The sequence below is a fragment of the Citrobacter sp. CFNIH10 genome, from assembly GCF_002934585.1.
Classification (GTDB): domain Bacteria; phylum Pseudomonadota; class Gammaproteobacteria; order Enterobacterales; family Enterobacteriaceae; genus Citrobacter_A; species Citrobacter_A amalonaticus.
In genome coordinates this window covers 3,239,609-3,263,163 of the sequence record NZ_CP026216.1, presented here as the reverse complement: position 1 = coordinate 3,263,163, position 23,555 = coordinate 3,239,609, and the positions used below count along the sequence as shown (strand labels likewise).

The 23,555-nt window shown below is 51.0% G+C and carries 24 protein-coding genes and 2 pseudogenes; 2 read left to right on the top strand and 24 right to left on the bottom strand.

Annotated features, from left to right (window positions below):
- Positions 1 to 19: 19 nt before the first annotated feature.
- Positions 20 to 2,632: an aminopeptidase N gene (gene pepN, locus C2U53_RS19370; protein ID WP_043001174.1), complete on the bottom strand. Its 2,613-nt coding sequence runs from the start codon at positions 2,630 to 2,632 to the stop codon at positions 20 to 22.
- Positions 2,633 to 3,060: 428 nt separating this feature from the next.
- On the opposite strand from pepN, the gene C2U53_RS19365 reads away from it, so the two are divergent.
- Complete coding sequence (locus tag C2U53_RS19365; RefSeq protein WP_104446318.1) at positions 3,061 to 3,300, top strand: DinI family protein; 240 nt, start codon at positions 3,061 to 3,063, stop codon at positions 3,298 to 3,300.
- Between the two features lie 129 nt (positions 3,301 to 3,429).
- Here the strand turns inward: C2U53_RS19365 and C2U53_RS19360 are convergent, their stop codons facing one another.
- From C2U53_RS19360 to C2U53_RS19325, 8 genes and pseudogenes are all read right to left on the bottom strand, one after another.
- Positions 3,430 to 4,020 (bottom strand): tail fiber assembly protein, encoded by a 591-nt coding sequence (locus tag C2U53_RS19360; RefSeq protein WP_172740582.1) that lies wholly within the window; start codon positions 4,018 to 4,020, stop codon positions 3,430 to 3,432.
- 545 nt (positions 4,021 to 4,565) lie between these two features.
- Positions 4,566 to 4,946, bottom strand: a pseudogene (locus C2U53_RS19355) (hypothetical protein); the annotation flags it as partial.
- A gap of 9 nt (positions 4,947 to 4,955) precedes the next feature.
- Positions 4,956 to 5,912 (bottom strand): DUF6453 family protein, encoded by a 957-nt coding sequence (locus C2U53_RS19350; protein ID WP_104446316.1) that lies wholly within the window; start codon positions 5,910 to 5,912, stop codon positions 4,956 to 4,958.
- Between the two features lie 7 nt (positions 5,913 to 5,919).
- Complete coding sequence (locus C2U53_RS19345) at positions 5,920 to 8,631, bottom strand: DUF1983 domain-containing protein (protein ID WP_104446315.1); 2,712 nt, start codon at positions 8,629 to 8,631, stop codon at positions 5,920 to 5,922.
- Positions 8,631 to 9,029 (bottom strand): hypothetical protein, encoded by a 399-nt coding sequence (locus C2U53_RS19340; RefSeq protein WP_044257088.1) that lies wholly within the window; start codon positions 9,027 to 9,029, stop codon positions 8,631 to 8,633. Before C2U53_RS19340 ends, C2U53_RS19345 begins: the two co-directional genes overlap by 1 nt.
- Before the next feature lie 6 nt (positions 9,030 to 9,035).
- Complete coding sequence (locus C2U53_RS19335; RefSeq protein WP_104446314.1) at positions 9,036 to 9,620, bottom strand: hypothetical protein; 585 nt, start codon at positions 9,618 to 9,620, stop codon at positions 9,036 to 9,038.
- Positions 9,620 to 10,213, bottom strand: a complete 594-nt coding sequence (locus C2U53_RS19330; protein WP_104446313.1) for a hypothetical protein — start codon at positions 10,211 to 10,213, stop codon at positions 9,620 to 9,622. The genes C2U53_RS19335 and C2U53_RS19330 overlap by 1 nt, the downstream gene beginning before the upstream one ends.
- A gap of 14 nt (positions 10,214 to 10,227) precedes the next feature.
- Positions 10,228 to 11,898: a phage tail tape measure protein gene (locus C2U53_RS19325; protein ID WP_246876127.1), complete on the bottom strand. Its 1,671-nt coding sequence runs from the start codon at positions 11,896 to 11,898 to the stop codon at positions 10,228 to 10,230.
- A gap of 113 nt (positions 11,899 to 12,011) precedes the next feature.
- Between C2U53_RS19325 and C2U53_RS19320 the strand changes: the two genes are divergently transcribed.
- A complete protein-coding gene (locus C2U53_RS19320; protein WP_086550188.1) occupies positions 12,012 to 12,992 on the top strand; it encodes an IS5-like element ISKpn26 family transposase in 981 nt (326 codons plus the stop codon).
- Between the two features lie 130 nt (positions 12,993 to 13,122).
- Here the strand turns inward: C2U53_RS19320 and C2U53_RS19310 are convergent.
- The 15 genes and pseudogenes from C2U53_RS19310 to C2U53_RS19240 all read right to left on the bottom strand — a co-directional run.
- Positions 13,123 to 13,875 (bottom strand): annotated as a pseudogene (locus tag C2U53_RS19310) (phage tail tape measure protein); the annotation flags it as partial.
- A gap of 55 nt (positions 13,876 to 13,930) precedes the next feature.
- Positions 13,931 to 14,218 (bottom strand): hypothetical protein, encoded by a 288-nt coding sequence (locus C2U53_RS19305; protein WP_104446312.1) that lies wholly within the window; start codon positions 14,216 to 14,218, stop codon positions 13,931 to 13,933.
- Between the two features lie 67 nt (positions 14,219 to 14,285).
- The gene (locus tag C2U53_RS30120; protein ID WP_210437013.1) at positions 14,286 to 14,462 is read right to left on the bottom strand and encodes a hypothetical protein; all 177 of its coding nucleotides are present in this window, start codon (positions 14,460 to 14,462) and stop codon (positions 14,286 to 14,288) included.
- 110 nt (positions 14,463 to 14,572) lie between these two features.
- Positions 14,573 to 14,953: a phage tail assembly chaperone family protein, TAC gene (locus tag C2U53_RS19295; protein WP_104446310.1), complete on the bottom strand. Its 381-nt coding sequence runs from the start codon at positions 14,951 to 14,953 to the stop codon at positions 14,573 to 14,575.
- A gap of 52 nt (positions 14,954 to 15,005) precedes the next feature.
- Positions 15,006 to 15,503 carry a phage tail tube protein gene (locus C2U53_RS19290; RefSeq protein WP_104446309.1) on the bottom strand — a complete coding sequence of 166 codons (498 nt, stop codon included), beginning with the start codon at positions 15,501 to 15,503 and terminating at the stop codon, positions 15,006 to 15,008.
- Positions 15,504 to 15,561: 58 nt separating this feature from the next.
- Positions 15,562 to 15,927 (bottom strand): DUF3168 domain-containing protein, encoded by a 366-nt coding sequence (locus C2U53_RS19285; protein WP_104446308.1) that lies wholly within the window; start codon positions 15,925 to 15,927, stop codon positions 15,562 to 15,564.
- Positions 15,924 to 16,463 carry an HK97-gp10 family putative phage morphogenesis protein gene (locus C2U53_RS19280; protein ID WP_104446307.1) on the bottom strand — a complete coding sequence of 180 codons (540 nt, stop codon included), beginning with the start codon at positions 16,461 to 16,463 and terminating at the stop codon, positions 15,924 to 15,926. The genes C2U53_RS19285 and C2U53_RS19280 overlap by 4 nt, the downstream gene beginning before the upstream one ends.
- Positions 16,456 to 16,788: a phage head closure protein gene (locus C2U53_RS19275; protein WP_104446306.1), complete on the bottom strand. Its 333-nt coding sequence runs from the start codon at positions 16,786 to 16,788 to the stop codon at positions 16,456 to 16,458. The genes C2U53_RS19280 and C2U53_RS19275 overlap by 8 nt, the downstream gene beginning before the upstream one ends.
- A gap of 1 nt (position 16,789) precedes the next feature.
- The gene (locus tag C2U53_RS19270; RefSeq protein WP_104446305.1) at positions 16,790 to 17,002 is read right to left on the bottom strand and encodes a hypothetical protein; all 213 of its coding nucleotides are present in this window, start codon (positions 17,000 to 17,002) and stop codon (positions 16,790 to 16,792) included.
- Between the two features lie 63 nt (positions 17,003 to 17,065).
- On the bottom strand, positions 17,066 to 17,392 hold the full coding sequence (locus C2U53_RS19265) for a head-tail connector protein (RefSeq protein WP_104446304.1): 327 nt from the start codon (positions 17,390 to 17,392) through the stop codon (positions 17,066 to 17,068).
- A gap of 42 nt (positions 17,393 to 17,434) precedes the next feature.
- On the bottom strand, positions 17,435 to 18,643 hold the full coding sequence (locus tag C2U53_RS19260; RefSeq protein ID WP_104446303.1) for a phage major capsid protein: 1,209 nt from the start codon (positions 18,641 to 18,643) through the stop codon (positions 17,435 to 17,437).
- Positions 18,644 to 18,652: 9 nt separating this feature from the next.
- On the bottom strand, positions 18,653 to 19,501 hold the full coding sequence (locus tag C2U53_RS19255; RefSeq protein WP_104446302.1) for a head maturation protease, ClpP-related: 849 nt from the start codon (positions 19,499 to 19,501) through the stop codon (positions 18,653 to 18,655).
- Positions 19,502 to 19,514: 13 nt separating this feature from the next.
- On the bottom strand, positions 19,515 to 20,819 hold the full coding sequence (locus C2U53_RS19250) for a phage portal protein (protein WP_104446301.1): 1,305 nt from the start codon (positions 20,817 to 20,819) through the stop codon (positions 19,515 to 19,517).
- On the bottom strand, positions 20,819 to 22,555 hold the full coding sequence (locus C2U53_RS19245; protein WP_042889604.1) for a terminase large subunit: 1,737 nt from the start codon (positions 22,553 to 22,555) through the stop codon (positions 20,819 to 20,821). The genes C2U53_RS19250 and C2U53_RS19245 overlap by 1 nt, the downstream gene beginning before the upstream one ends.
- Entirely contained in the window at positions 22,555 to 23,052 is a 498-nt protein-coding gene (locus tag C2U53_RS19240) for a phage terminase small subunit P27 family (protein ID WP_104446300.1), read from the bottom strand. The genes C2U53_RS19245 and C2U53_RS19240 overlap by 1 nt, the downstream gene beginning before the upstream one ends.
- Positions 23,053 to 23,555 lie beyond the last annotated feature (503 nt).

The window sequence follows — 23,555 nt, the reverse complement described above, 5'->3', positions numbered from 1 at the left end:
AAAACGACAGGTCAACGTCTCAGGCTAACGCTTTGGTTACCTTCTCGTACAGATCGCCGGAAAGATTCTCCAGCCCTTTCAATTGTTCCAGCGCGGCACGCATTTTTTGCTGACGCTTCACATCGTAACGTTTCAGACGGATCAAGGGTTCGATCAGACGTGACGCCACCTGCGGGTTACGGCTGTTAAGCTCGGTCAACATCTCAACCAGGAACTGATATCCGCTGCCATCTTCCGCATGGAACGCCGCCGGGTTACTGCCGGCAAACGCACCAATCAGCGAACGAATACGGTTCGGGTTGCTCAGGCTGAACGAACGATGTTTCAACAGACCACGTACCGTATCCAGCACGTTATCCGCCGGGCTGGTAGCCTGCAGGATAAACCATTTGTCCATCACCAGACCGTCCTGATGCCAATTGTCGTCATACTCCTGCATCAGCGCATCACGGCACGGCAGTTGCGCCGCTACGGCCGCAGACAGCGCCGCCAGCGCATCGGTCATGTTGTTAGCTTCACGATACTGCTTACTTACCAGCGTGTCCGCCAGCGTCGTTTCACCAAAGGCCAGGAAGCGCAGGCAGGCGTTACGCAGCGTACGTTTACCGATGTCCGCATGCTCAACACGATACTCCTCCAGCCGGTTGGCGTTGTAGATCGCCAGGAACTCATCCGCCAGTTCGGTCGCCAGCGTACGCGTTAACGCTTCGCGAACTTCAGCGATCGCCAGCGGATCGATGATATCAAACAGCTCAGCCATTTCTGTTGCCGTCGGCAGCGTCAGGATCTCCGCCGCCAGCGCCGGATCGATCTTCTCATCCAGCAGCACCGCGCGGAACGCATCCGCCACATGCACCGGCAGAGAAAGCGGTTGTCCTTGTTGATGGCGCGCCACGTTCAGCTTGATATACGTTGCCAGGAGGCTTTGCGCTGCGTCCCAACGGGAGAAGTCATTGCGCGCATGACGCATCAGGAACGTCAGTTGCTGATCGCTCCACTTATACTCCAGTTTCACCGGAGCTGAAAACTCGCACAACAGCGCCGGTACCGGCTGGAAGTAAACGTTATCAAAGACAAACGTCTGCTCCGCCTGGGTGAAATTCAGTACCGAATTCACCGGGTGACCGCCTTTTTGCAGCGGGATCACTTTACCTTCGTTGTCATACAGTTCGATGGCAAACGGAATATGCAGCGGCAGTTTTTCCGCCTGATCCGGTGTTGGCGGCGTGCGCTGGCTGAGAGTCAGCGTGTATTGTTCGGTTTCCGGGTTGTAGTCATCTTTAACGGTGACAATTGGCGTGCCGGACTGGCTGTACCAGCGGCGGAAGTGGGAAAGGTCGACGTTGGAGGCATCTTCCATGGCCTGAACGAAGTCATCGCAGGTCGCCGCGCTGCCGTCGTGACGTTCAAAGTACAGTTGCATCCCTTTCTGGAAATTTGCCTCACCCAGCAGGGTGTGGATCATGCGAATCACTTCTGCGCCCTTTTCATACACGGTCAGGGTGTAGAAGTTGTTCATTTCAATGACCATGTCCGGGCGGATCGGATGCGCCATCGGACTGGCATCTTCTGCAAACTGCAGGCCGCGCATGGTGCGCACGTTGCTGATCCGGTTAACGGCACGGGAACCGAGATCCGAACTGAACTCCTGATCGCGGAAAACGGTCAAGCCCTCTTTCAGGCTCAACTGGAACCAGTCGCGGCAGGTAACGCGGTTACCGGTCCAGTTGTGGAAATATTCATGGCCGATCACGCGCTCAATATCGAGATAGTCTTTGTCGGTGGCGGTATCGGTACGCGCCAGCACATATTTGGAGTTAAAGATATTAAGCCCTTTATTCTCCATCGCGCCCATATTAAAGAAGTCGACAGCGACGATCATATAGATGTCGAGATCGTACTCCAGGCCGAAGCGCTCTTCGTCCCACTTCATTGAGTTCTGTAACGAGGTCATCGCCCACCGCGCACGGTCGAGATTGCCGCGATCCACGTACAGCTCCAGCGCGACTTCGCGCCCGGAACGGGTCGTAAAGGTGTCGCGCAGCACGTCGAAATCACCGGCAACCAGCGCAAACAGATAGCACGGCTTCGGGAACGGATCCTGCCACTGAACCCAGTGACGACCGTTTTCCAGTTCCCCCTCGCCGGTGCGGTTACCGTTGGAGAGCAGGAACGGATATTGACTCTTATCGGCAATAATTTTGGTGGTAAAACGCGCCAGCACGTCAGGGCGGTCGAGATACCAGGTAATATGGCGGAAGCCTTCCGCTTCGCACTGAGTGCAGAGTGCATCGCCCGATTGATACAGGCCTTCCAGCGCGGTATTCCGGGCCGGGCTGATTTCATTCACAATACGCAGCGTAAAACGCTCGGGCAGATTGCTGATCACCAGCGCACCCGCTTCTTCTTTATAAGCGGTCCACGGTTCATCGTTGACGTGGAGAGAGACCAGCGTCAGATCTTCTCCATCCAGTTTCAGCGGGGCATCCGATGCGCCATGACGAACAGCCTGGCTCACTGCCGTGACCACGGTTTTTTCAGCATCCAGGTCAAAGGTCAAGTCAATATCAGTAATCTGGTAATCCGGCGCACGGTAGTCGTGGCGGTATTTGGCTTGTGGCTGTTGTGTCATAAAAAAACCTTTAGCATCTTTTGAAGAGTCTCGACTCCAGTCTATTCCTGTTGCGGAAATCGCGCTACGCAGAATGTTTATCTTTTCAGGCACAAACACTCTTTTCGCTACATTTTTATAATATGAACTCATAAATTTTAAAATCGATAAAGATCGTCCAGGAGCGCATAAAACAAGGGATGAGCGATATCAGGAGAAAACCGAATTAACGAACTTTAACGAACTTCATGATGCGGTTTTGCCCCATCCATGCCCCACAACCAATTTCACCCCATATCAGGCGACATCTGGCATGCAGGTCAATTCGTTGATAAAAATCGAACAGATACAGCCCAAAAACCTAATCATACCCACGCAATCGGCCTTGACAGATTTAAATGCCACTGTATAAATACTGTATATCCAACCAGTAAAGGGAGAAGGTAAAAATGTTTGTTGAGCTGGTTTATGACAAGAGAAACGTTGCCGGGTTGCCAGGTGCAAGTAATATCATTCTGGCCGAATTGACGAAGCGGGTGCACCGGATTTTTCCCGATGCTGAGGTGAGGGTGAAGCCAATGCAGGCTAACGCCTTAAACAGCGACTGCACCAAAACTGAGAAAGAACGGCTGAACCGCATGCTGGAAGAAATGTTTGAAGAGTCTGATATGTGGCTGGTTTCAGATTAAACGCATTGATTTGTCATATTGCATATGTAGAATCCGCGGCGGCTGACAATCATTCAATACTCGCACTATCGGACGTTCGTCAGTCAGCCGCAACCCACTCTTGCATACGGTGTGGTTGCGGCTATTTCATCATAAATGAAGTTCTGGCCATTGGATGTTGTCAGGCGAGTCTGTTTCAATAGCTAATACCTCGTCTGTGTAGTCCAGAACCGCATTCAACTTCCATTTTTCCTTATCGCTTAACGCTCTTCCCATCTGTATCTTCAACTGAATAGTGCCAATAGATTGCATGGCGTTGTCTATCAGCTGCTGACGGCAGGCTTCAGCTTTCGCTACAGCGGCTGTATGTGCTGCCACTTCATCAGTTACCCACATAACCCCATCCCATAAATCAAATTCTGTTTGCGGTTTTACCAGGGTATATGCATCCGGAACTTCACCTGCTTCTTTGATTTCCATTGTTCCGCTGCCGTCTTTCGCATACGCAGTTTGTCCCCGGTAGTCTGGCAGAACAAGCCAATGGTGACCGTCAGAACTGCGCATAACCACTTCACTGTCGCCGGCCGTTGGCGGCAAATCTGTATATGAGTGCGCAGGTAGTGACGTTCCCTCGCTGATCTGCGCCACCGCCTCACCAACCAGAAAGCCGCGATCGTCGGTGACATATACTTTTAGTTGTCCATCTGCTGTAGCCAGCCCTGCATTATCGAACTGAATCATTACGTTGCCCTCACAATCATATTCCATGCCATGTTACGCATGCGGGTTTCTGTCGCTGTTCTCGCAACGTTTTCTGCGGAGAATGAAAGCACATCCATTGCTGTTGATGATGTAGCTCCCGTCGCACCAAGAACCGAAGCACCTGTACCCGATGACAAACTGAAAGCTCCGGATGCTGAAAAAAGCAAGCCGGTTGACATTCCAGGCATTCCGCGTACATTCAGCGTTGCTGTTATATTCTGGATTGCATCAGCCTGCTCTGAAAGGAGCGCTCGTCCCTGATCAATACCCCTGCCATCATCATACCCTCGTGGTGCATCGCCCCGCATATCGGGTAAAACACCGGAGGTGTAAATATCCCCGAGCTTCGGATAAAGCGTTTTACTGAATGATGCCCCATTAAGACGCAGGTATTTAACGCCAAGAGCTGTGTTATCCGGTAGAACTACAGAAGGCCAATTAATCATCATGCCTACCGGACATATAGCATCAATTAAAGATCGCACCTCATCAATCGTGATAACACTGCTGATCAATTTTTTTGCAGAGGGTCCGGTTATCTGGCTATTATCCGGAAGAGTAATGGTTACATCACCTTCTGCCGTAAAAAACTGCTGCCAGTTTTGTTTGTCGTAGTTCAGCCCACGCAATGCCTCGGTGCTTTGTACCACCAGCGCTGCTGTAACCTGGTTCTGCGTGTCACGTGATACTGCATTCCATGCCACCCCGGACTGTGTCGGGCCGGTGTATTTGTTGACAAGCGTAACTGATGTTGAATTGTTGACACTTTTCACAGGTAGCGTGTAAGGAACCCCGCCGACCCTCGCGACTATAAAAGCGCCTGAAGCCAGTTCGGTGATAAATGCTGTTCCATTACCCGTTACAGTCTCTGAGTTATTCGTCAGTGTTAACGTTCCTGCTGACATGGGGTTTCCTCAATACATGTTAGGAATGATAAGAAGCGGCATGCTGATATTCTGGTTAAATGTGGCATCCCAGCCGCTAACGTTGTAGTTACCGAAAACACGGTTATATGCTGAACGTATGCTTCCACCAGACATGACGATCCCTTTAGTACGCACATTGGCGACCCCGTTAACCATTCTGGTTTGCGTCCCGGTATTGGTAAGATGGCAGTACCCACCACCAATACTCTGGAAGGAGTCAGTTATCTGAATGGTACGGTCATAGACCATTGGTCGCTTTTGTGTTGAAAACGTCACTTGACCTGCTGGATTTGTCATAGTGATGCCATCACCACCGACCGGCGCAGTCTGATTAAATATTGCAAGGTCAATTGTGACGGATGCTGTGACATCATCCGTTCCGCTATAAGAGATACTCCGTACAATGATATTGGTACCGTCAAATGCAACAGAAACATTTGGATTATCCCATTTGCCAAATGGAATACCTGAGACGGGTAGCGCCGCACTCCCGTTTACAGTAATTCGGCCTGTATAGGCACAGGTCATCAATAGTGAGCGATTCGAAATAGCGGTAAAATCCGTTGAACTGGCGACCAGAATCCCTTCGTTATATGTAGCGGCAGGGAGTATTTCGAGAAATGTTGCGTCAAAATCGACCTTCTCGCCATTCCTGAACCCTTTTTTACCAAAGTTAATATTTACCGATGAATTTCCATTCCTTGTTACGGAAGACATAAAATAAATATTTGGAGGATTTGTAAAATCCTGAATTACAACTGGCCTTCGTGCAATGGTGACAAGCTCTGAACCAGCAGTCATGGTAACAGGGACACTGTAACTGGAACCTCCCCCATCTCCATATTGCCCGGATGTTGCGCCACAATATGACGGGGCACGAAGCCCCGCAGTAATCGCCATCACTGGCCTGCCATCGTTATAATCAATCAGAATACCTTCCGGCATAATTCACCTACCATTTACCAACAACGACTCGCCCACCGCCAGACAGATTGACAGTAATTCCATTGCCGTTAATAACGACCGTATTATTCACACCGTTAAATGCAAACTGGCCGCTGGTCGCATACAGTTTCCCATGGAATTCACAGTCACCACTCTTATCAATATTCCAGCCACGTGTTCCGGCGAGAAAATTATTGGATCGGATATAGCTGCCAATTTTAGCGTTGGTGATACTGGCATCCTGAATAAGAGCATCGCGGATAAATACCTGTCCGTTATAGACGAAGAAGGCGGCGGTGTAATTTCCCGGATCGCTACCAGAATAAATGCCGAACTGATCAGCAGCAAAAACCACTGTGGATTTATATGTGCTGCCCGAAGGCTCGATGGACATGCCAAACCCGGTGTTATATTTCACACCGTTTCTGACAATCCCAAGGTTCAGGGTGTACGACGCTTTCGCAGTGCCATCGTTTTTCACTTCGGCTGTTAATTTCTGATTTACAGCCGCCATCAGTTCCCCATCCGGCCCGATCTGCGCCTGAACATAATCAGCCAGTTCAGCGAATGCGCCATCCAGATTTGCAACCGTAGTGGTCACCGTCATCACTTCGGCTTTGACTTCGCCGTACTGCTCAAACTGACGCTGAACTGTGCCGTGATTGGCGAGGGCATTTTCCATTATGCCTTCAAGGTTTGTATCAACCCCGCCTTTAACGTTCTGGAATGCTTCGGAATTCTGAACTGAATCATCAATAAGGTCGATCAGGCTTCCTGTATCCATTGAGCACAGAGCTGGAACTTCGATAAATGCAGAAGCACCGAATGCGTTAATGGTCCTGATATACCAGTAATAGGTATGCCCGACCTGCAACTGATTGCTGGTCCATGTGGTACCCATCCCCTCTCTGCTGGCGTTGCCCTCAACGATCTCAGTTGAGGTGCCCGACAGTTGCGTCTCACCTGATGTCCAGAAGTCGAACTGGGTGGAAACGTTGGTGATAGCAGCAAGGCGGGGGATCATCGTCACCGCAAAGAAACCCTGCTCAATATCAACATGCGAGGGCGGCGGCGGCGCTTCAACACTGAACTCAAGATAAGCTTCCGGCGATTCAGCCCCCATCTGGTTTACTGCGGAAACATGCGCGGTGTAAGTATTCCTTGGCAACCCAGTCAGACGAGTGAAAGCCCCCGGCACCTGAGCAGAAAGCACCATCTGGCCATTTCGACGAATGACGACTTTGTTATAGACAACCTGCCCGATATTTTCCCAGGACAGTATCCCCTGGACCACCTGGCCGATTTCTTCAACGGTGTACTTCATGTTCTGCGGCTGGGCAACACCACCGGACGGTAACTGAGTGAATGGAGGACGCTCAATAGGCTTGCCAACAGCATCCCCCCATACATCAGCCGTTTCCTGTTTCAGTGTCAGTTGCACGCCGTTCTGTACACCGAATTTCCAGTCCGTCACCCGCATCTCAACGTTCACAATGCCGATAGACGGGAAATTGACTTTCACGTACATCCCAGGGCGATATCGGTAGCCGCTGAGATTCAGCGTAACGTTCATCGTTCTGGCAATACGGGTACGCTTTAACTTCACATCAGCCAGGCGCTGCGCCTGAAACTCACTCGTCACAAATCGCAGTTTCATATCCTGCGAGATTTCGACGCCGTCCTCCGCCACCCACTCGCTTACCGATACGGATGGGAAGTCAGCCTCAGTAAACCCCTGCAGCGGATCGACGAAGGTTCCCTTGATAGTGTTTACACGCTCCGACTGGGAGACTTCCGGCATGATTTCGATATCACCGGCCAGCTGGCTTTCGGTGATCACTTCCGTTGCCGGGCCATAGTACGCGCCAACCAGCAAACCATGCTTACCGGCAATATAGGTCACGTCACCCGCACAGGCCGCAAGCATCCCCTCCAGAATGCTCACCTTGTTTTCGCTGAGGTCAAACTCACCGTTGATCGTGTAGCGTCTTTCGACGGTATTGCCGCCGGTGATCACATCCTCATCGCAGATGTTGGCGGCTTCCTGAAACTGATCCCAGTTGATGTCTGAATCAGGAACCTTCAGGTAGTTACGGTAATAGTCCAGGATAACCAGCGCCGCGTTGTTACTGTATCCGGTCAGGCCTGTTCTCGGGTCGTATACGACGTGCCCAAACTTCTCTACCTTGATATTGGGAATACCGGACGGGAATTTCTCTGCGCTGAATTTCAGGGAGACACGAAGCCATGTGATCCCCTTACCGATCATGTCATTTTTCCATGACGGGCAGTTCGACAGCATGAACGGATCTACAGTCTGCCGGTTCGTGTGTAACTGGAATGATGCATGCTCGGGATAACTGCTGATGGGTTCGTCGCCGAGCCATACCGTTCCGATGCTGGATAATGAATGCCCTGCGAGAGCAACGGCCAGGTGCAACATTTCACCATCATCCTGCTGGCCGGGCTGTTCTTCTGAAAAGAACAACGTACCGGCGGCAGTGGTACGTCCATACACAACCGTTTTGGCGCTGGCCGCTGCACGAAGAACCTGTTTACGTTCTGATGTGTCACGGTATGAATCGATGGATGGTTTTTTGGTGAGTGCCTGAGTTGCAACCTGGGCGGCAACAGTGATCGCCATTGCGATCCCGTAATACTGATATGAAGCAGCAGCACCTGCTGCAACGGTCGCAATGATAGGAATAGCAGCAGGCATTAACGAACCCTCCAGACGCTCAGCGGTTTTACCCGTAAACTCACCAGACCATTTTCACCAGGCACCCAGACCGAACCGGAATACACCACACCAGCGCACTTCGCCCCACCGTTCTCGACGATGGCGATGTCACCACGCTGAGCCAGTTTCACCGGAACCTCGTCAAGGTATTTGCCGATCACTTTTTCCAGCGTCCCGCCACCTGTAAGAATCGCTTTCTTTGCCCCGGTTTCACTGTCATAAGTTCCACGCCAGTCTGCCGCATAGTCATCGCCACACATGGCCTGTGCGCAGTCAGCCGCAAACAGGCAACAGTCATGTTTGCCCCATGAAAAAGGCCGCTCAATGGCGGCCTTCATCACTGCATTTAATCTGTTTTGCCAGTCAGGGTGCTTCATGCTTCCTCACTTATAAGTAAACCCAGGCGCATCCTTTTTGTTGCCCCAGAAAATGGAACGCTCAGCCATCTGCGCCACATAGCGGAATATGCGGTCGCCAGAATAAGAGGCTTGCTGTGATTCGTCGGTATAGCGATCCGGGAAAGGTCGTTGCCAGTCTTCAAAAATATTACTGATAGTGTATTGAAGAGCGTTGGTTTCCCCGGCTGTGGCCCCGGTACCCGATACCTTCCCTTTAAACAGAAGATCGGCAACCTGCACCACACCGTTATCGTTCATCGCAACCAGATAGATTTCAGCATTGCGACCAACGCAGCGTTCATTAAGTGTTTTGGCGAACAGTGACAGGTCAAGCCCGGAAAGTGTCATCTTCACCTGCGTCGGGCTGGTCGTGTTCGTCTCGGTAGCATCATCAATCGAGCCCATGCGCCCCATGCCGTAATAAACATAACCACCCAGCACGATCGTGCCGGTACCGGAATGCACATACACAGTGCCGGATTCAAACTGAATACTGGCAGCGATCACCACTGTCACCCGGTCGCGGGAAAGCCAGTCAACCATTGCGTCAGAAAATGGTGAATACAACATTAAAACGCCTCCTCAAGCTCCAGCGTGTAACTGGTGAACACACCCGGCACCCGGTTCCCCGCCCCTTGCTGGTTATCCTTCAGTTTGAAAATGCCGTAAGGTTTCGCCACCTCAATCGCAGCATTAGCAGGCGGGGAACTACGAAGCATTGGCGCAAACGTAATCATGGCTGTCCCGTTCGCAGCACTCGTCACGTCGGCAGTGATCATCTTCAGTTCATCGTTCACTGTGATGTAGTCGCCTTGTTTCAAAATCATTACGCCAGGAGTCCATCCGAGCGTCTGCAATTGTGTCCCTGTCTGACTGGCACCATTCACAACCGGAACACCTGCCGGGGTTCTTCCTCCCCGCCCCCAGTCGTGGATTTTCACCCTGCCATACTCACCATCGAGCTCAGCAATTAGCGCATCAATACGTCGCGATTTCTCATCTGAAAGATTGTTGAAAGTCAGGGAACACATCCAGCGGGTACCGGGGAAACGAACAGTCTGTGATGCCCCGTTGAAGGGAGAACGAAAAGTTTTTGTGTTGCTTTCAGGTCGCCACGACAAAGACGCCGGACAGACATCATCCGGCCATTCAAGTGCAGCCATAGTTAACTCCTGTCTTATACGCCGAGCAATCGCCTCGCCTGACCTCTATTAGAGAAATCTTGCAAGATATCTTGCCGCGCCTGTTTAGCGCCGTCATTGGCCCCTTGACGGGCGGCTTCCTGCATAGCCTGTTTAAGTGCCGCGTCTCCGTTACCGGAGATGGAAAAATGCTGCTGAATGGTTTGTTGAACCTGGGCTCCACCGCCGCCAACAGAAGAAACTGTATCATCCACCATACGGACGCCAAGATTACCGTCAGCGGTTCTGGTTAATGGCATGATGGCTTCATATCCAGCCTCCCCCATAAGTCCCGCACCTTTAGCGAAAGCAAACATTGTCGGACTGTTGACTATGCCGTTGCTGAATTTGCTCAGGTCAGGCGAGTCATAAACTCCACCTTTAGCGTTAAGTGTTAAGCCATCGTATAGGCCTGAAGGGGTGCTACCTCCGGCAGAAGAACCACCAAACATCCCACCAAGAGAACCAAACCAGCCGCTCTCACCAGCAGATTTAAGGCTATTTACCATGATTGCCCTGAGCAGAACTTTCTGGAGTTCGCTGAGCACGCTGTTTGCCCAACTTGCCCAGTCGGCTTTATTTCCGCTTAGCGCATCGGCCATGTTATCCACCAGCCCATCAAGCGTGTTACCGACTAAATCAGATACCTGAGTGTAATAATCACTGGAAGTATCTACCCAGTTAGCCAGGCCATTCTGCGCACCGGCGATCCAGTTACCTTCAAGCTCATCTCGTTTTTTGTAGTGGTCTTCCAGCAATTCAAGCCGTTGTTGCAGAGCATCGCTAAGCGCCGCAGTTTCTCTGTCGTAAACGTTCTGGCTAATTTCATTGCTCTGTCGACGTTTCTGTAGGTCACTCTGTTGGTCAAGGAACTCACGCTCAATGGCAAGGCGCTCACGTAAGCGTTCACGCTCTTTGTCCCCCAACCCGGCACCGGCTATTTCTGCATTCATAGAAGCTGCTGCGTTAGCATTCTGCGCCTGGAGTGTTGCGACAAATTCAGCGACCTTTAAGTTCTCCTCATTAGCCTTTTTAACAGAATTGAGGCGATCTACCTCTGTTGCCAATTGTTCAAGGCGTTGCTTCTGGGCTTCATTAAGCCCGGTTAGCTTTCCACTGGCGATATCAAACTGTAGCTTTTGTTGTTCAGTTACTTCGGCGCTTTTCTTTCCCGTGGTGTCGATGAGAGCTATCTGACGAAGATAACTTGTCTCCATTGATTTAAATGCAGATTCAAGTTTATTTGCAGATGAATTGGTTTTTGTCTTTCCGTTCGATTCGCCAGGATCTTTATTATAGCTTTTTGTTTTATCATTTAAGTTACCGACAAATGCCGGGGTAAGGGGAAGATTGTTTGCAGTGCCAAGAATTAAAAGCCTCTGTGTTAATTGTTCTCTTTCTTTCCTTTTACTATTTACATCCATACCAATTCTGTTTACGCTCGCAAGAAAACCTTCATCATCAAGATCGGCAGTAAGGTTCCTTATTCTGCGCTCAATTTCTTCTTTAGATGCACTTTCTCCTACTGAGCTACCGCCTTTGTAGAGGTCAATGAGTTTTCCGGCTTCCGCTCCAACCTTAACAAGCCAGGTAGCAAGGTCAACCACTCCACTAACAAGGTCGGTGATACCTTTAATAACTTCAGGGTCTTTAAATACATCCCCCATGTCGCTAATTGATTTCTGAAGGCTTGTAAGGTCAACCTTTGCTAAGGAAGGTGCGAACAAGTTCCTGATATGAGATCATCATATTCATCCGGAGCGCATCCCAGAGGGACATCATGAGCCATCAACTCACCTTCGCCGATAGTGAATTCAGCACTAAGCGCCGTCAGACCCGAAAAGAGATTTTCCTCTCCCGCATGGAGCAGATTCTGCCATGGCAGAATATGACCGCTGTCATCGAGCCGTTTTATCCCAAGGCGGGCAATGGCCGACGGCCCTATCCGCTGGAGACCATGCTGCGTATTCACTGCATGCAGCATTGGTACAACCTGAGCGACGGTGCCATGGAAGATGCCCTGTACGAAATCGCCTCCATGCGCCTGTTTGCCCGATTATCCCTGGATAGCGCCCTGCCGGATCGCACCACCATCATGAATTTCCGCCACCTGCTCGAGCAGCATCAACTGGCCCGTCAATTGTTCAAGACCATCAATCGCTGGCTGGCCGAAGCAGGCGTCATGATGACCCAAGGCACTTTGGTGGATGCCACCATCATTGAGGCACCCAGCTCTACCAAGAACAAAGAGCAGCAACGCGATCCGGAGATGCATCAGACCAAGAAAGGCAATCAGTGGCACTTTGGCATGAAGGCCCACATTGGTGTCGATGCCAAGAGTGGCCTGACCCACAGCCTGGTCACCACCGCGGCCAACGAGCATGACCTCAATCAGCTGGGTAATCTGCTTCATGGAGAGGAGCAATTTGTCTCAGCCGATGCCGGCTACCAAGGAGCGCCACAGCGCGAGGAGCTGGCCGAGGTGGATGTGGACTGGCTGATCGCCGGGCGTCCCGGCAGGGTAAAAACCTTGAAGCAGCATCCGCGCAAGAACAAAACGGCCATCAACATCGAATACATGAAAGCCAGCATCCGTGCCAGGGTGGAGCACCCGTTTCGCATCATCAAGCGGCAGTTCGGCTTCGTGAAAGCCAGATACAAGGGGCTGCTGAAAAACGATAACCAACTGGCGATGTTATTCACCCTGGCCAACCTGTTTCGGGTGGACCAAATGATACGTCAGTGGGAGAGATCTCAGTAAAAACCGGAAATAACGCCAGAAATGGTGGAAAAAATAGCCTAAATAGGCTGATTCGATGTGTTTGCGGGAAAAAAATCGGCCCAGATCCGCGAAATTTTAATCAGCGAGTCAGCTTGGGAAGAAATGACCTACTTATTCGCACCTTCCCTAATCCAGTAGCCAATTCAATCTTAACCCCATTAATTTGGGTTTCCATATCTTCAAAGATTGAATTTACTTTAACAAGGCTTTCAATATCAGCATCATCAGGTGCAACACCGAAATCCTTCGCGGCCTTAAGATATTTCTGTAACTTATCACCGCCTTGGTCAAGCAAAGGAAGCAGTTTAGAAAGATCGTTGCCCAAGCTTTCGAGTATCGTGGTTTTTTCAGCGTTTGTTTTTATCTTTCCTAGCGCATTACTTATGGCTAGAAGTTGTTTATCTGGGGATTCACCTGCTAATTTTTTAGCTGATAGACCAAGTGCATCCAAAGCGTCTACAGCCTCACCAGATTTGTTAAGTACAGCATCTCCAATTTTATCGCCAATATCCTTGAAGATATCGGCCATCTGGTCGCCAGATACACCTGCCTTCTCAGCCGCATACTGCCATGATAGTAAAGACTGCGTCGACATATTAAGAGACTTAGCCCAACGGTCAGACTCGGTAATCTGTTTTGACGTGTTTTTTAATAAATTATAGCCAGCAACACCAACGCCAACAGCGGCTGCACTGGCAGCGGTTGCAAACCCGGTAAACGCAACCGCTGCCGCTTTTGCATCTTCCTGTACCTGTTTACGCCATTTTTGTGATGACCTTTCTGCCTGGCTTAGGCCGGAAACAAAACCACCTACCTTAGCAATAAGATCAATGGTCAGCGTACCGAGTGATTTTCCGGCCATAGCCCCTCCAAAATAAAAAAAGCTCGCTAGTGCGAGCTTTTAGGTTCACATTTAATCATTTTTTATTGAAATATAACTCAAATTCTTTTGCGTCAATACATCTTTGTTCTTTAGTGACATCATGGCCTTTTTTACTCCACTCGTCACATAAATATGAAATTTTACCTTGATCTATAGCAGTTGATATTAGATTTTTAATGTACTGTGAGCAAACCTTATCTCGCTCGCCACCAGTATTGTTGCAAACTAATTTGATGCCATCATCGAATTCTTTTGTATTTGCAAAAGATATACTTTGAAAAAGCGATAAAAAAAACATGACACAATATATTATCCGTTTCATAACAGCGCCCTTTGAAATTTAAGCACATTGATAGTATCAAGCAAAAATTCAGACGCAAGTTTTGCTGTTATCCCCAGGTCCTCATCGCCTCCTGAAGGCTGATTGGTTCGTTAGCGGCGGCGCGCTCTGCTGCTGCAATGTGCGGGGCGAAGTCTGCTACCCGAAAGGGTGGCGTGTTTTTACTACGGTTAACGTTTGCCAGCACAGAAGAAACAAGAGCAGCCCCCCATTCAGTCCTCATCATAGGGTTAAGACTTCCGTACTTATGACGGTACTGAACCCACTGTTGGAACTCAAGAAAGCTGAGACATTCCTGTGCCTCTGAAATTGTACGCCCACCAATTCCATTAAGAACTAGTTCGCACCAGATTTCATCTTCTGCGCTGAGTCCGTCTTTCCCAAATCGTTAACTTCCTGAATTGCCAACAGCAAAGCTACCGTAAGGTTTCCATCCAGCGCGCCACGCTCTGGATCAGCTTCACCAGTTACATCAGACACGGTAAACACCTGATGCCCATTCTCATCACAAATGGACGCAGCAATGCGACCAGCCACGCCATCAATCTTGCCTAAGCCAGCGAGAACATCAGACGTTGCAGTATGGTAACCAAGCGGACGAATATATGTTGTAGCAATGTGTTCTTTCCCGTCAGCACCTTTCCATTTAATTTCTTTCTCAACAGGACGGCCTGTGAAAGCACCTGTTTTTTTAAGTGTATCAAGAGTCAGTTTCATGAAATTTCCCGGTATCAGCATCGATGGGGCGGGGAATACTCCCCGCGCTTAATTAACTGCCTGGTTGCTCTTTCGGAATCCATCCGCCCTGACCGGAACGCTGGATAGTTGCGGATGTCTGCACGACGGTATTCCCCTGGAAATCAAACGGGAAGTCGGAAACGTATCCTTTGAAAACATACCAGGTTCGGTCAGATGGCAGGGACAGGCCGTCAACTGCATCCGGATCACTTTCCGGCGCGACGGTTGGTAATGATTCGCCATCGGACCAACCGATCGCAAACGTTACGTCACTCTGGTCGTTAGACTCAGCCATATTACTGAGCATGAGGTGGCTGGCGTTCTGAGGATCGGCATTGAGTGTGGCTGTAGCCTGCCCTGGTGTACGTAATCCCTTTTTATATTTACGGGTGTTTCGTTCACTCAGACAGGTATCGTCAATCTGATCTGCCGGGCTTCCACCTGGTGAAAATGCCGTGATACATTCGATTTCGCTCACGACACCATTCGCGAGCACAAAAAGTTGAGTGCCTTGAGTCACTACTGACATAGTCATCTCCGGATATAAAAAAACCGGCTTTTAGCCGGTGTGATGTGAGTGGTTTGAGCTATCGGTTGACCAGCCAGTCAACGTCAAAGGAATAGCGGTATTTGAGGGTTGATGGGTCGCGACCCTGTGCGTTCCAGCGGGTTATGTAGGCCTTACTCTGAATGGCATCGCGTAGCGCTCGTGCCACAGCAATAGCATCTTCGTCGGTGTCCCCATACACATCCACCTGGATTGAATAACGGTCAATATCAGGATTCTGTTTCAGATAATTTTCTGGCTCACCATCAATGTTTTGCCAGACCGCGTATGGATACACCAGGTCATCATCATGCATGCCAAACGGATAAAGCCTCACCGGATCATCGCCCAGCAACTCCTTTACTTTCAGGTCCGCCGAGCAGACGGCAAAAACTGGCGCAATCATGCTTTTATTCCTTTTTTGGTAGCCTGACGAACGGCACGATCAATAGCCTTTTCCATTTCCTCAGCGAAAATACTGATAACCGCATTATCAACGCCATTCATGGCAGGTCGCAGTACAGGCTTTGCAGCGGCGTGTTCAGTTCCGAATTCCAGAAAACGCCAGTACCAGGTGTCGCCACCAGGATTCCCTTTGTCGCCTGCTGTCTTGTATGTCCTACCTGCTCTGCCTTTCCTGACGTTTGCCTTTGTATTTGCATACTGCCTGGCACCGCCCATTACCCCAACACGGAATGCCAGATCACCTGTCCTGCGGAATTGCTTGCTGCTGAAGCTGGCGACGATATTTTTGTGGATCGCTTCTTTAGTCAGAGGATCATCAACTCGTGACGCGTTGCTTCTGGCCCGATCCCTTATAATGTTTGCCGCCTTACGCAATGCAAACCGACCGGCTTTATTACGGGTGACTTCTGATACGGCCTCCATTTTCCCAAGAAGTGATTCAAGCCCGGTAAGACTTACCTCAACACTATCAGCCATCATTAACCCCCTCAGAACAGGGAAGCGTCAGGTATTCACGTCCGCTTTTTGGATCGGGTAGAACACCATGGATGTTATACACAGCCCCACGAAATAAGATGCGATGTTTTCTGGTAACCCCGGCACGGTAGCGAATAACAATACGGGTGGTTATTTCACCCTGAGAAGCCTGCGCAGCAATAAATTCACGCGCTGACAATGGGGAAACTTCGGCCCAGACAGTCGCAACATCCCGCCAGGTGTTATTGATCGAACCGGTTTCAGGATTCTGAATCTTTACCGGTTCCTGTATCGTTACCCGATGCCGTAATTTCCCAGCTTGCATGTTACCCCCGAGCTTTTTGGCTTAGATACTGCGGAGTGATATCGTTAACGGTAGTAATATCAACTCTGTCTTCATCAGCCATCGCCTGAATAATGACGTCGCATAAAGCTACGTTTGATTCAGCCAGACGGTTTATCGCTTCCGTCTGTTCTTTCTGTGCTGCTGTCTGTTCCCGCAGTGCCACCATCAGTTCGTTTACCAGTTGCTCGTTCATAAGCAATTCTCGCCCACTTTTTTATCCACTCGCGACGTTGCGCGCATCCTGAACAGGACATGTTTACACCCCATAAATACGGTAAGGTTGCAACAATGCCTCAACGGCGAAAGGAACTTCTGCAACGGTTTGCCCGATGGACACGGATTCCCGGTTTGCATACCAGTGACCGATAAGCAGTAGCATGGCTGCCTTAACATCATCATTGAGCAGTATCGGGTCCGGATCGTCAGCGTAGCCAGGGCTGTTTTCCTTTTCATAGAGCGTTCGCCGTGTCCATGTCTGGACGTACCGGGCCGCTGCACCTGTGTAAATCTCCAGCAGAGCATCATCACCCGTAAAGTCGGTATCAATGCGGCAATGCTGTTTCACCACATTTTGATCAAGCATTTGTTTGCCCCGAAAAAAGCGGCCCGAAGGCCGCAGTATTTATCAGCTACCAGCACCAGAGAAAGCACCAAAGACAAATGCTTCAGGACGTTTAACAGCCAGTGCCAGACGTTCTTCGCAACGAATGGTGATCATGTTTTTCTCGAAGTCGTCGGCGTTTTCGGTAGAAATAACCACATTCGTTTCTTCACGATCGAAGATTTGCGCACCGGCATTAAATGCCCCTGTCAGGAATTTACCCAGGAACTGAGCAGCCTCGGTCGCAACCACTGGCAGACCCCACAGAGTCGGACCAGTCAGCGCCGCCGGGTTCGCCAGAATGTAGCGACCCAGGCTGTCTTTGGTCAGTTCGATTTTCGCCCAGTCAATAAAGTGCATGACATGTCCTGATGCAGGGAAGCGCGCCAGCTGCGCCTGCAGCATTGCAAGACGGAGATCGTCAATCCCGTTCTGCTGCTCAACCTGGAAAGCCGGATTGAATGCAGACGCCTGCGGGACAATCCCGTCAAGATGGGCACCAGTTCCGTCACCAAAGAGGATTTCCTGCTCTTCAACGAACTTCAGTCCATAACGCATTTCAGCATCAATGGTGGACTGCAGCTGTGCGAAGTCATCCAGGATCTGCTTGGATGCTTTAAACAGATGCGCGACGGTGGTCACTGGCGTGATCTTCGTTGCGAACTGAATGTCGCTGTAGGGCTTCTGGGTATTTTCAGGAACTACCGAGGCATTGTTGGTGAAGCCCGTCTGCTGCACCCAGAAAATAGCCGGTGAGGAAGTACGGCCCGGTGCAATCAGATCGCGGATAAACAGGCGCTGTTTTGGTGCCACATCGATACCAGGCAGGCGCTGCGGCTCCACAACACCATCAGGAATGTCAGTAGAAATGGTGGCGGCTTTTACCGGAATGCTGACGCGCTTACCGCCATCAATGCTTGCAGCGAATGTTTTCAGCGCCTCAGCAGAGATCACCTGATGACCGACAGTTTCAACAACCTGTTTCGCGTTAGCCAGCGGCATTTGCGCAACGTGTTGCTCCAGTTCACCAACGGCGGCTTTCAGCGTTTTTTCGGCTTCACGGAGGGCATTGAACTCAGAAGCCATTTTATCAACGGCTGCCTTTGTTTCTTCTGACAGCTTGCCGGACTTTTGCGCCTCTTTCAGAGCGTCTTCTGCCTTCGCATTAAACTTACCGGTTGCCTCTTCAATGCTGGCAGTGACTTTTTTCAGAATTTCATTTACTTCAGACATAAAGGGTCCTTATTTGACTAACGCCGCCAGGGCGCTTTCAAGTGAATTGATGGTTTCAGGTTTGATGTCTTCGGCAGCGCCCGGCGTACCGTCGTTGGTGGTGACAGCGCCAGGCATGCCACCGGATAAGGCTTTAATGAGTTTTCTGCGCTCAGAGCGCGGGGTATTGGTTTTAGCCAGCAGCGCATCCAGTTTGCGAAGCGCGGCCGCGGGTGATTCATCCCCGTCGCTGACCGCATCAGCAGAAAGCAGGCTGTCTGCCAGCCCCTTCGCCACAGCATCACTGCCACCGATATAACTTTCGCCGTCCATCAGTTTCTGAACGGCTGCCATATCAAGGCCGGAACGCGCCGCGTAGATGTCTGCCATAGCGGTATCGAAGGGCTCCAGAGACTGCGACAGTTCAGCAAAGTCATGGCGGTTTCCCATCGCGTATACCCAGCAGTTGTGGATCATCAGGAAGGCACCGCGGCCAATCTGAATGTCATCCCCGGCCATCGCAATTATCGAGGCAGCACTGGCGGCAATGCCCAGCACCTTCACCGTTACACGGCCTTCGTATTCGCGGAGCAGGTTATAAATAGCCAGACCTTCGAACATATCGCCGCCCGGTGAGTTGATATTCACCGTAACGTCGGCACCGTTCATCGCCCGAAGCGCACCGGCAATACGTTTAGCTGTTACCCCTTCGCCCCAGTAGTCCTGCCCGATAACATCGAAAACAGAAATGCTGTTATCGTCGGTGGCCGCCGCTTTGATCCCGCCGTCCCAGCGGTCCAGTGCGGACGGTAATGTTTCACAGGTAACGCGCGCGCAGGGGCGACCCGCCGGTGCTACCGGAAGTTGTTTTTTGCTCATCAGGAAAGTGCTCCTAAGCGGCCTGTTTCAGCGGAGATTGTTCAAAGGAAATATCGGGGAATACGTGGTTATGCAGCTCTCGCAGGGCCAGAGCCTGAACGGCAGGGTTGCTGCTTTCGAGATTTTTCAGTTGCGTCAGGTTGAGCTGAACGGTGTAAATATCGCCCCCTTCAATTGGCGGCATGTTCTCAAGACGACGAACGTCATTACGGGACATCCAGCCATTTTGAAGCGCGCTTGTATAGTATGCCGCGCGACCGGCACTATCGGCTCGCAGTAGACCTTCAACAGAGAATTCTGCAAACACTTCATCATCGCTGTCGAGTAAGCACCGGCCAATTTCCTGCTCAATATTCACCAGCAGCGGTCGAAGTGTATGAGTCAGAAACTGCAGGTTCATACCTTCCAGGCTGGATGCCCAGCTGCTTTGTTTCGTGGTATGACCAACCATGAAAGGCGGCACGCGAAACCAGCGGCAGATCTCCTCAATGCTAAATGCGCGGCTTTCGAGCATCTGAGCATCTTCCGGGTTCATGGTCACGCCCTGGTACTTCAACCCCCCCTCAAGAACCATGATTTTCCCGGCGTTTTTCGAACCTGTAAACGCCGCCATGTAACCGCGAAGTTTTTCACGTTGAGTATCATCCAGAGCTTTATCAGAAGAGAGGAATCCTGAACTCTGCAGGCCCTGTTCGAAGATTTTCGCCGCGGACTCTTCAACCGCCATTGCTGAACCGATCACATCCCGGCCAGTCTTCATCGGCATCATGCCGCAAACACCGTCCAGACCGAACCCGCGAATGTGCATGATGTTTTTGACCGGAATGACGCGCTCGTTTCCGTTTTCAGTGTATTTGTATTCCAGCGCCCCGGTAGTGAGACGTTTAACCACCATGTTCTGTGGCAGTAAAGGCACCAGCGAAACCAGGCGGTTTGCGATGAATTTCTTCTCAATGAAGGCGTTCCCGCGCAGGCAAATACTGGCGACCACCATCAACATAAAGCGTGATGGTGTCATTTCTGAATTGGGTCGGCGGCACAGTATCGAATAGGCCGGATGATCAGTTGCCGCTTTACGCGAACCGTCAGGCTGTCGAACGTATATTTTCAGCGGAAGGGTTGATATAGACTCGCTTAACAGTCTTACGCATGCCCACACAGCCGATAGCTGGATGGCTTTATCGGCCGTGACCACCTTCCCGCTGCTGCTGGTGCCAAACCATTCCTCCCAGAACGTGCCGGTAGTCAGGCTGATAGGCACACCGAGCCAGTTAAGCAGAGCGCTTTTCACCCTGCCTGGCTGTTTGTTTTTTTTCATCAGAAACCTACCATGATGGGATTATTGAAGAATCCGGAGAGATCCTGCTGGTCGTTACCACCGTTAACCAGAACGCGGCTCATTGCTGTGAACAATGCCGCCGGACCATCAATCTTGGCCTCTGGTGTGGACTTGTTCGGGAAAATGTTCTCGTTCCGGTCAGGTTTGACGGTTACGTTGGACATCATCCAGTTCATTACCGGGTGATCGCTGTGATGGAAGCGGCCACCGTATACCAGTGCTTCGACCTCTTTCATCGCCTCAGAGAAATTGCGAACCGTCTGCGGTACCTCCACCAGCGGCAGCCCTTCTTCTGCCAGCGCAAGGCTGAACTGCGTCGCACTCCACGGGTCGAAGCCAATTTCTTTCAGACTCTCGCCAGCAACCCACACCTGCAGCTCTTCCTTAATCTGAGCATGGTCGATTACATCTCCGTCGGTAAGGATCAGCTTGTCCATCTCGGCCCACTTACGATAGAGCTCTGCCATCTGGCGTGAACACTTCTCAAGGCGTCCCTCCGGAAGCCAGAATTTAAAATCCGCATGGACGTGGCCACCTGGCGCGCGCCAGACTTTAGCGGCCGCACAGATATCAATTTTGTTTGACAGGTCAACGCCCACCCAGGAGGGATAGGTTTTAAGTTCGTGCTGCGGGGCGATAAACTCGCATTTCTCCCATTTCATCATGTCCATCCAGGCTGACTCAGCGGTAACCCAGATATTCATGTGCTTGGTGAAAAAGTTAATTCTGGCCGAAACCTGCTCTTTCGCCTTTTTAGCCAGGCGGCGCAGGTCATCCCAGCGCTTACAGATACCCAGCCCCGGATTCGCCTTCTGCCAGACTTTTTCATCAAAGGGATCGTCACCTTCATCTAAGGTGTAGATGATGGCAAAAAACGTATCGTCTTTTACCAGCCCACGCAGCACCTTGATGGCGTAATCACGCAATTCGTAGCAGATGCCTTCTTTGTTGAAACCGGCGGTGGTGATACCGAAAAGCAGCGATTGCAGACGTGCGCCGGTTGCCGTCTCCAGAACGTCCCAGACGTCACGGGTTTTGTGAGCATGCAGCTCGTCGACGATGGCACAGTGGATGTTCAGGCCGTCGAGGTTGTTCGCATCTGATGATAAAGGCTCGAATTTGGAGGCCGTTTGCTCCTGGTAGATAGCGAGCTTGTTGAATTCGAAGATCCGCCCAAGAGTGGCTTTCGCCTTCTTGACCATATTCTTCGCGTCTTCAAAAACAATGCGTGCCTGGTCACGGGTGGTTGCAGCGGAATAAACCTCCGCACCGCCCTCGCCGTCGGCACCAGCCATATAAAGCCCCACGCCGGAGCAAAGCGTTGATTTGGCATTTTTACGGGCCACCTCAACATCTGCTGTACGGAAGCGCCGAACCATTACTGGACGACCGCTGCCGTCGTTACGCAAAACGGTTTCTCCCGTTTCCTCGTTAACCAGCGGGATCACGAAACCAAAAATATTAATCAGGATGAAAACGTGCCAGTCCATCAGCTCAATAGGCTGCCCTGCCAGTGCGCCTTTTACGTGAGGTACAAAATTATAGAAATTCAGAATGTGCTGCGCGCGCGGTTCACTGAAGAAAATACCGCGCTCTTCGCCGTGTGCCAGATCGTCAAGAAAACGCTGACAGGCAAGGCGCACATACTCACAGGCAATAATTTCCCCCGCCACTACCCTCTCGGCGTAGCGGATGCCTTCCGCAACCTTAGCCATTAATCCCTCGCTTTCATAAACTCGGCCAGCGGATCAACCGCTTCAGGACCTTTTGCATTCACTTTCGATCGGCTGGCTGGAGTCATGCCGAACTCACCAAGCATGGCGCGCAGACGTTTCCAGGCATCAGCTTTCATGACAGCTGCCGGGTGAGCCTTGATCATGCGAATCTCTCGCTCTTTGCCTTCGTCTGGCTCTTCGTCGCTATAAACGGCGTAGGTGTAGCCTTCTCTCTCCAGCGTATCGCAGTGATGCCGGTACTCGGTGTAAACCTCAACCAGAAGCTCAAGTGCTCTCGCGTCCAGTTGCGACATGACGCCAAGCGCATCTAGCTCGTCGGCCATCCGCTTAAACCAGTATTTCCCCTGCTTGTCGAAATGCTTCGGCGTTGGGGGTACCCCTGCGGCTGGCTTTGGTTCGTTTTCATTAATCGGGCGTTTTGATGGGTTACCCCTCACCAAACGTAGATGGGTCGGGGTTTTCGGTGGTCCAGACATAATCGAAAACTCCTATTAATCATCGAGTTGGGGACCCCATAAAAAAGTTTTCTAACCTGCGGCGATGTGAAAAGAGGTTAGGCGGCGGTCCTTTAGGGTGATTTCCCTGAGGTTTTTACCCGCCCTCCCCCAGACCGCGCAAATGAGAGCAGATATCATTTAACCGACTCATGCACGATTTTCGCCAGTTTCCGGCTCGGGGGACCACTGTTACAAATGCGAGGGCTGAACACCTTACTGATGTCCCAACCTGCCTTCAGTCGATACTCAATGGAGTTTCTCGAAATACCCAGGTAATCCGCCCATTCGTTAAGACACATCGTCTTGCCGTGAGCGGTATATCTGCGGTCGGAGTTCTCTCGCATTGTCTTTCTCATCTTGTCTACGCCTCGCTTCTGATTGCACACAGGGCAACTTGGCACAAGATTGTCAGGCTCGTTATTGGTCTTACAGTCATCGAGGTGGTCGATGTGAAGGGTGTCCCAGCCAACGGTTTTTGCACA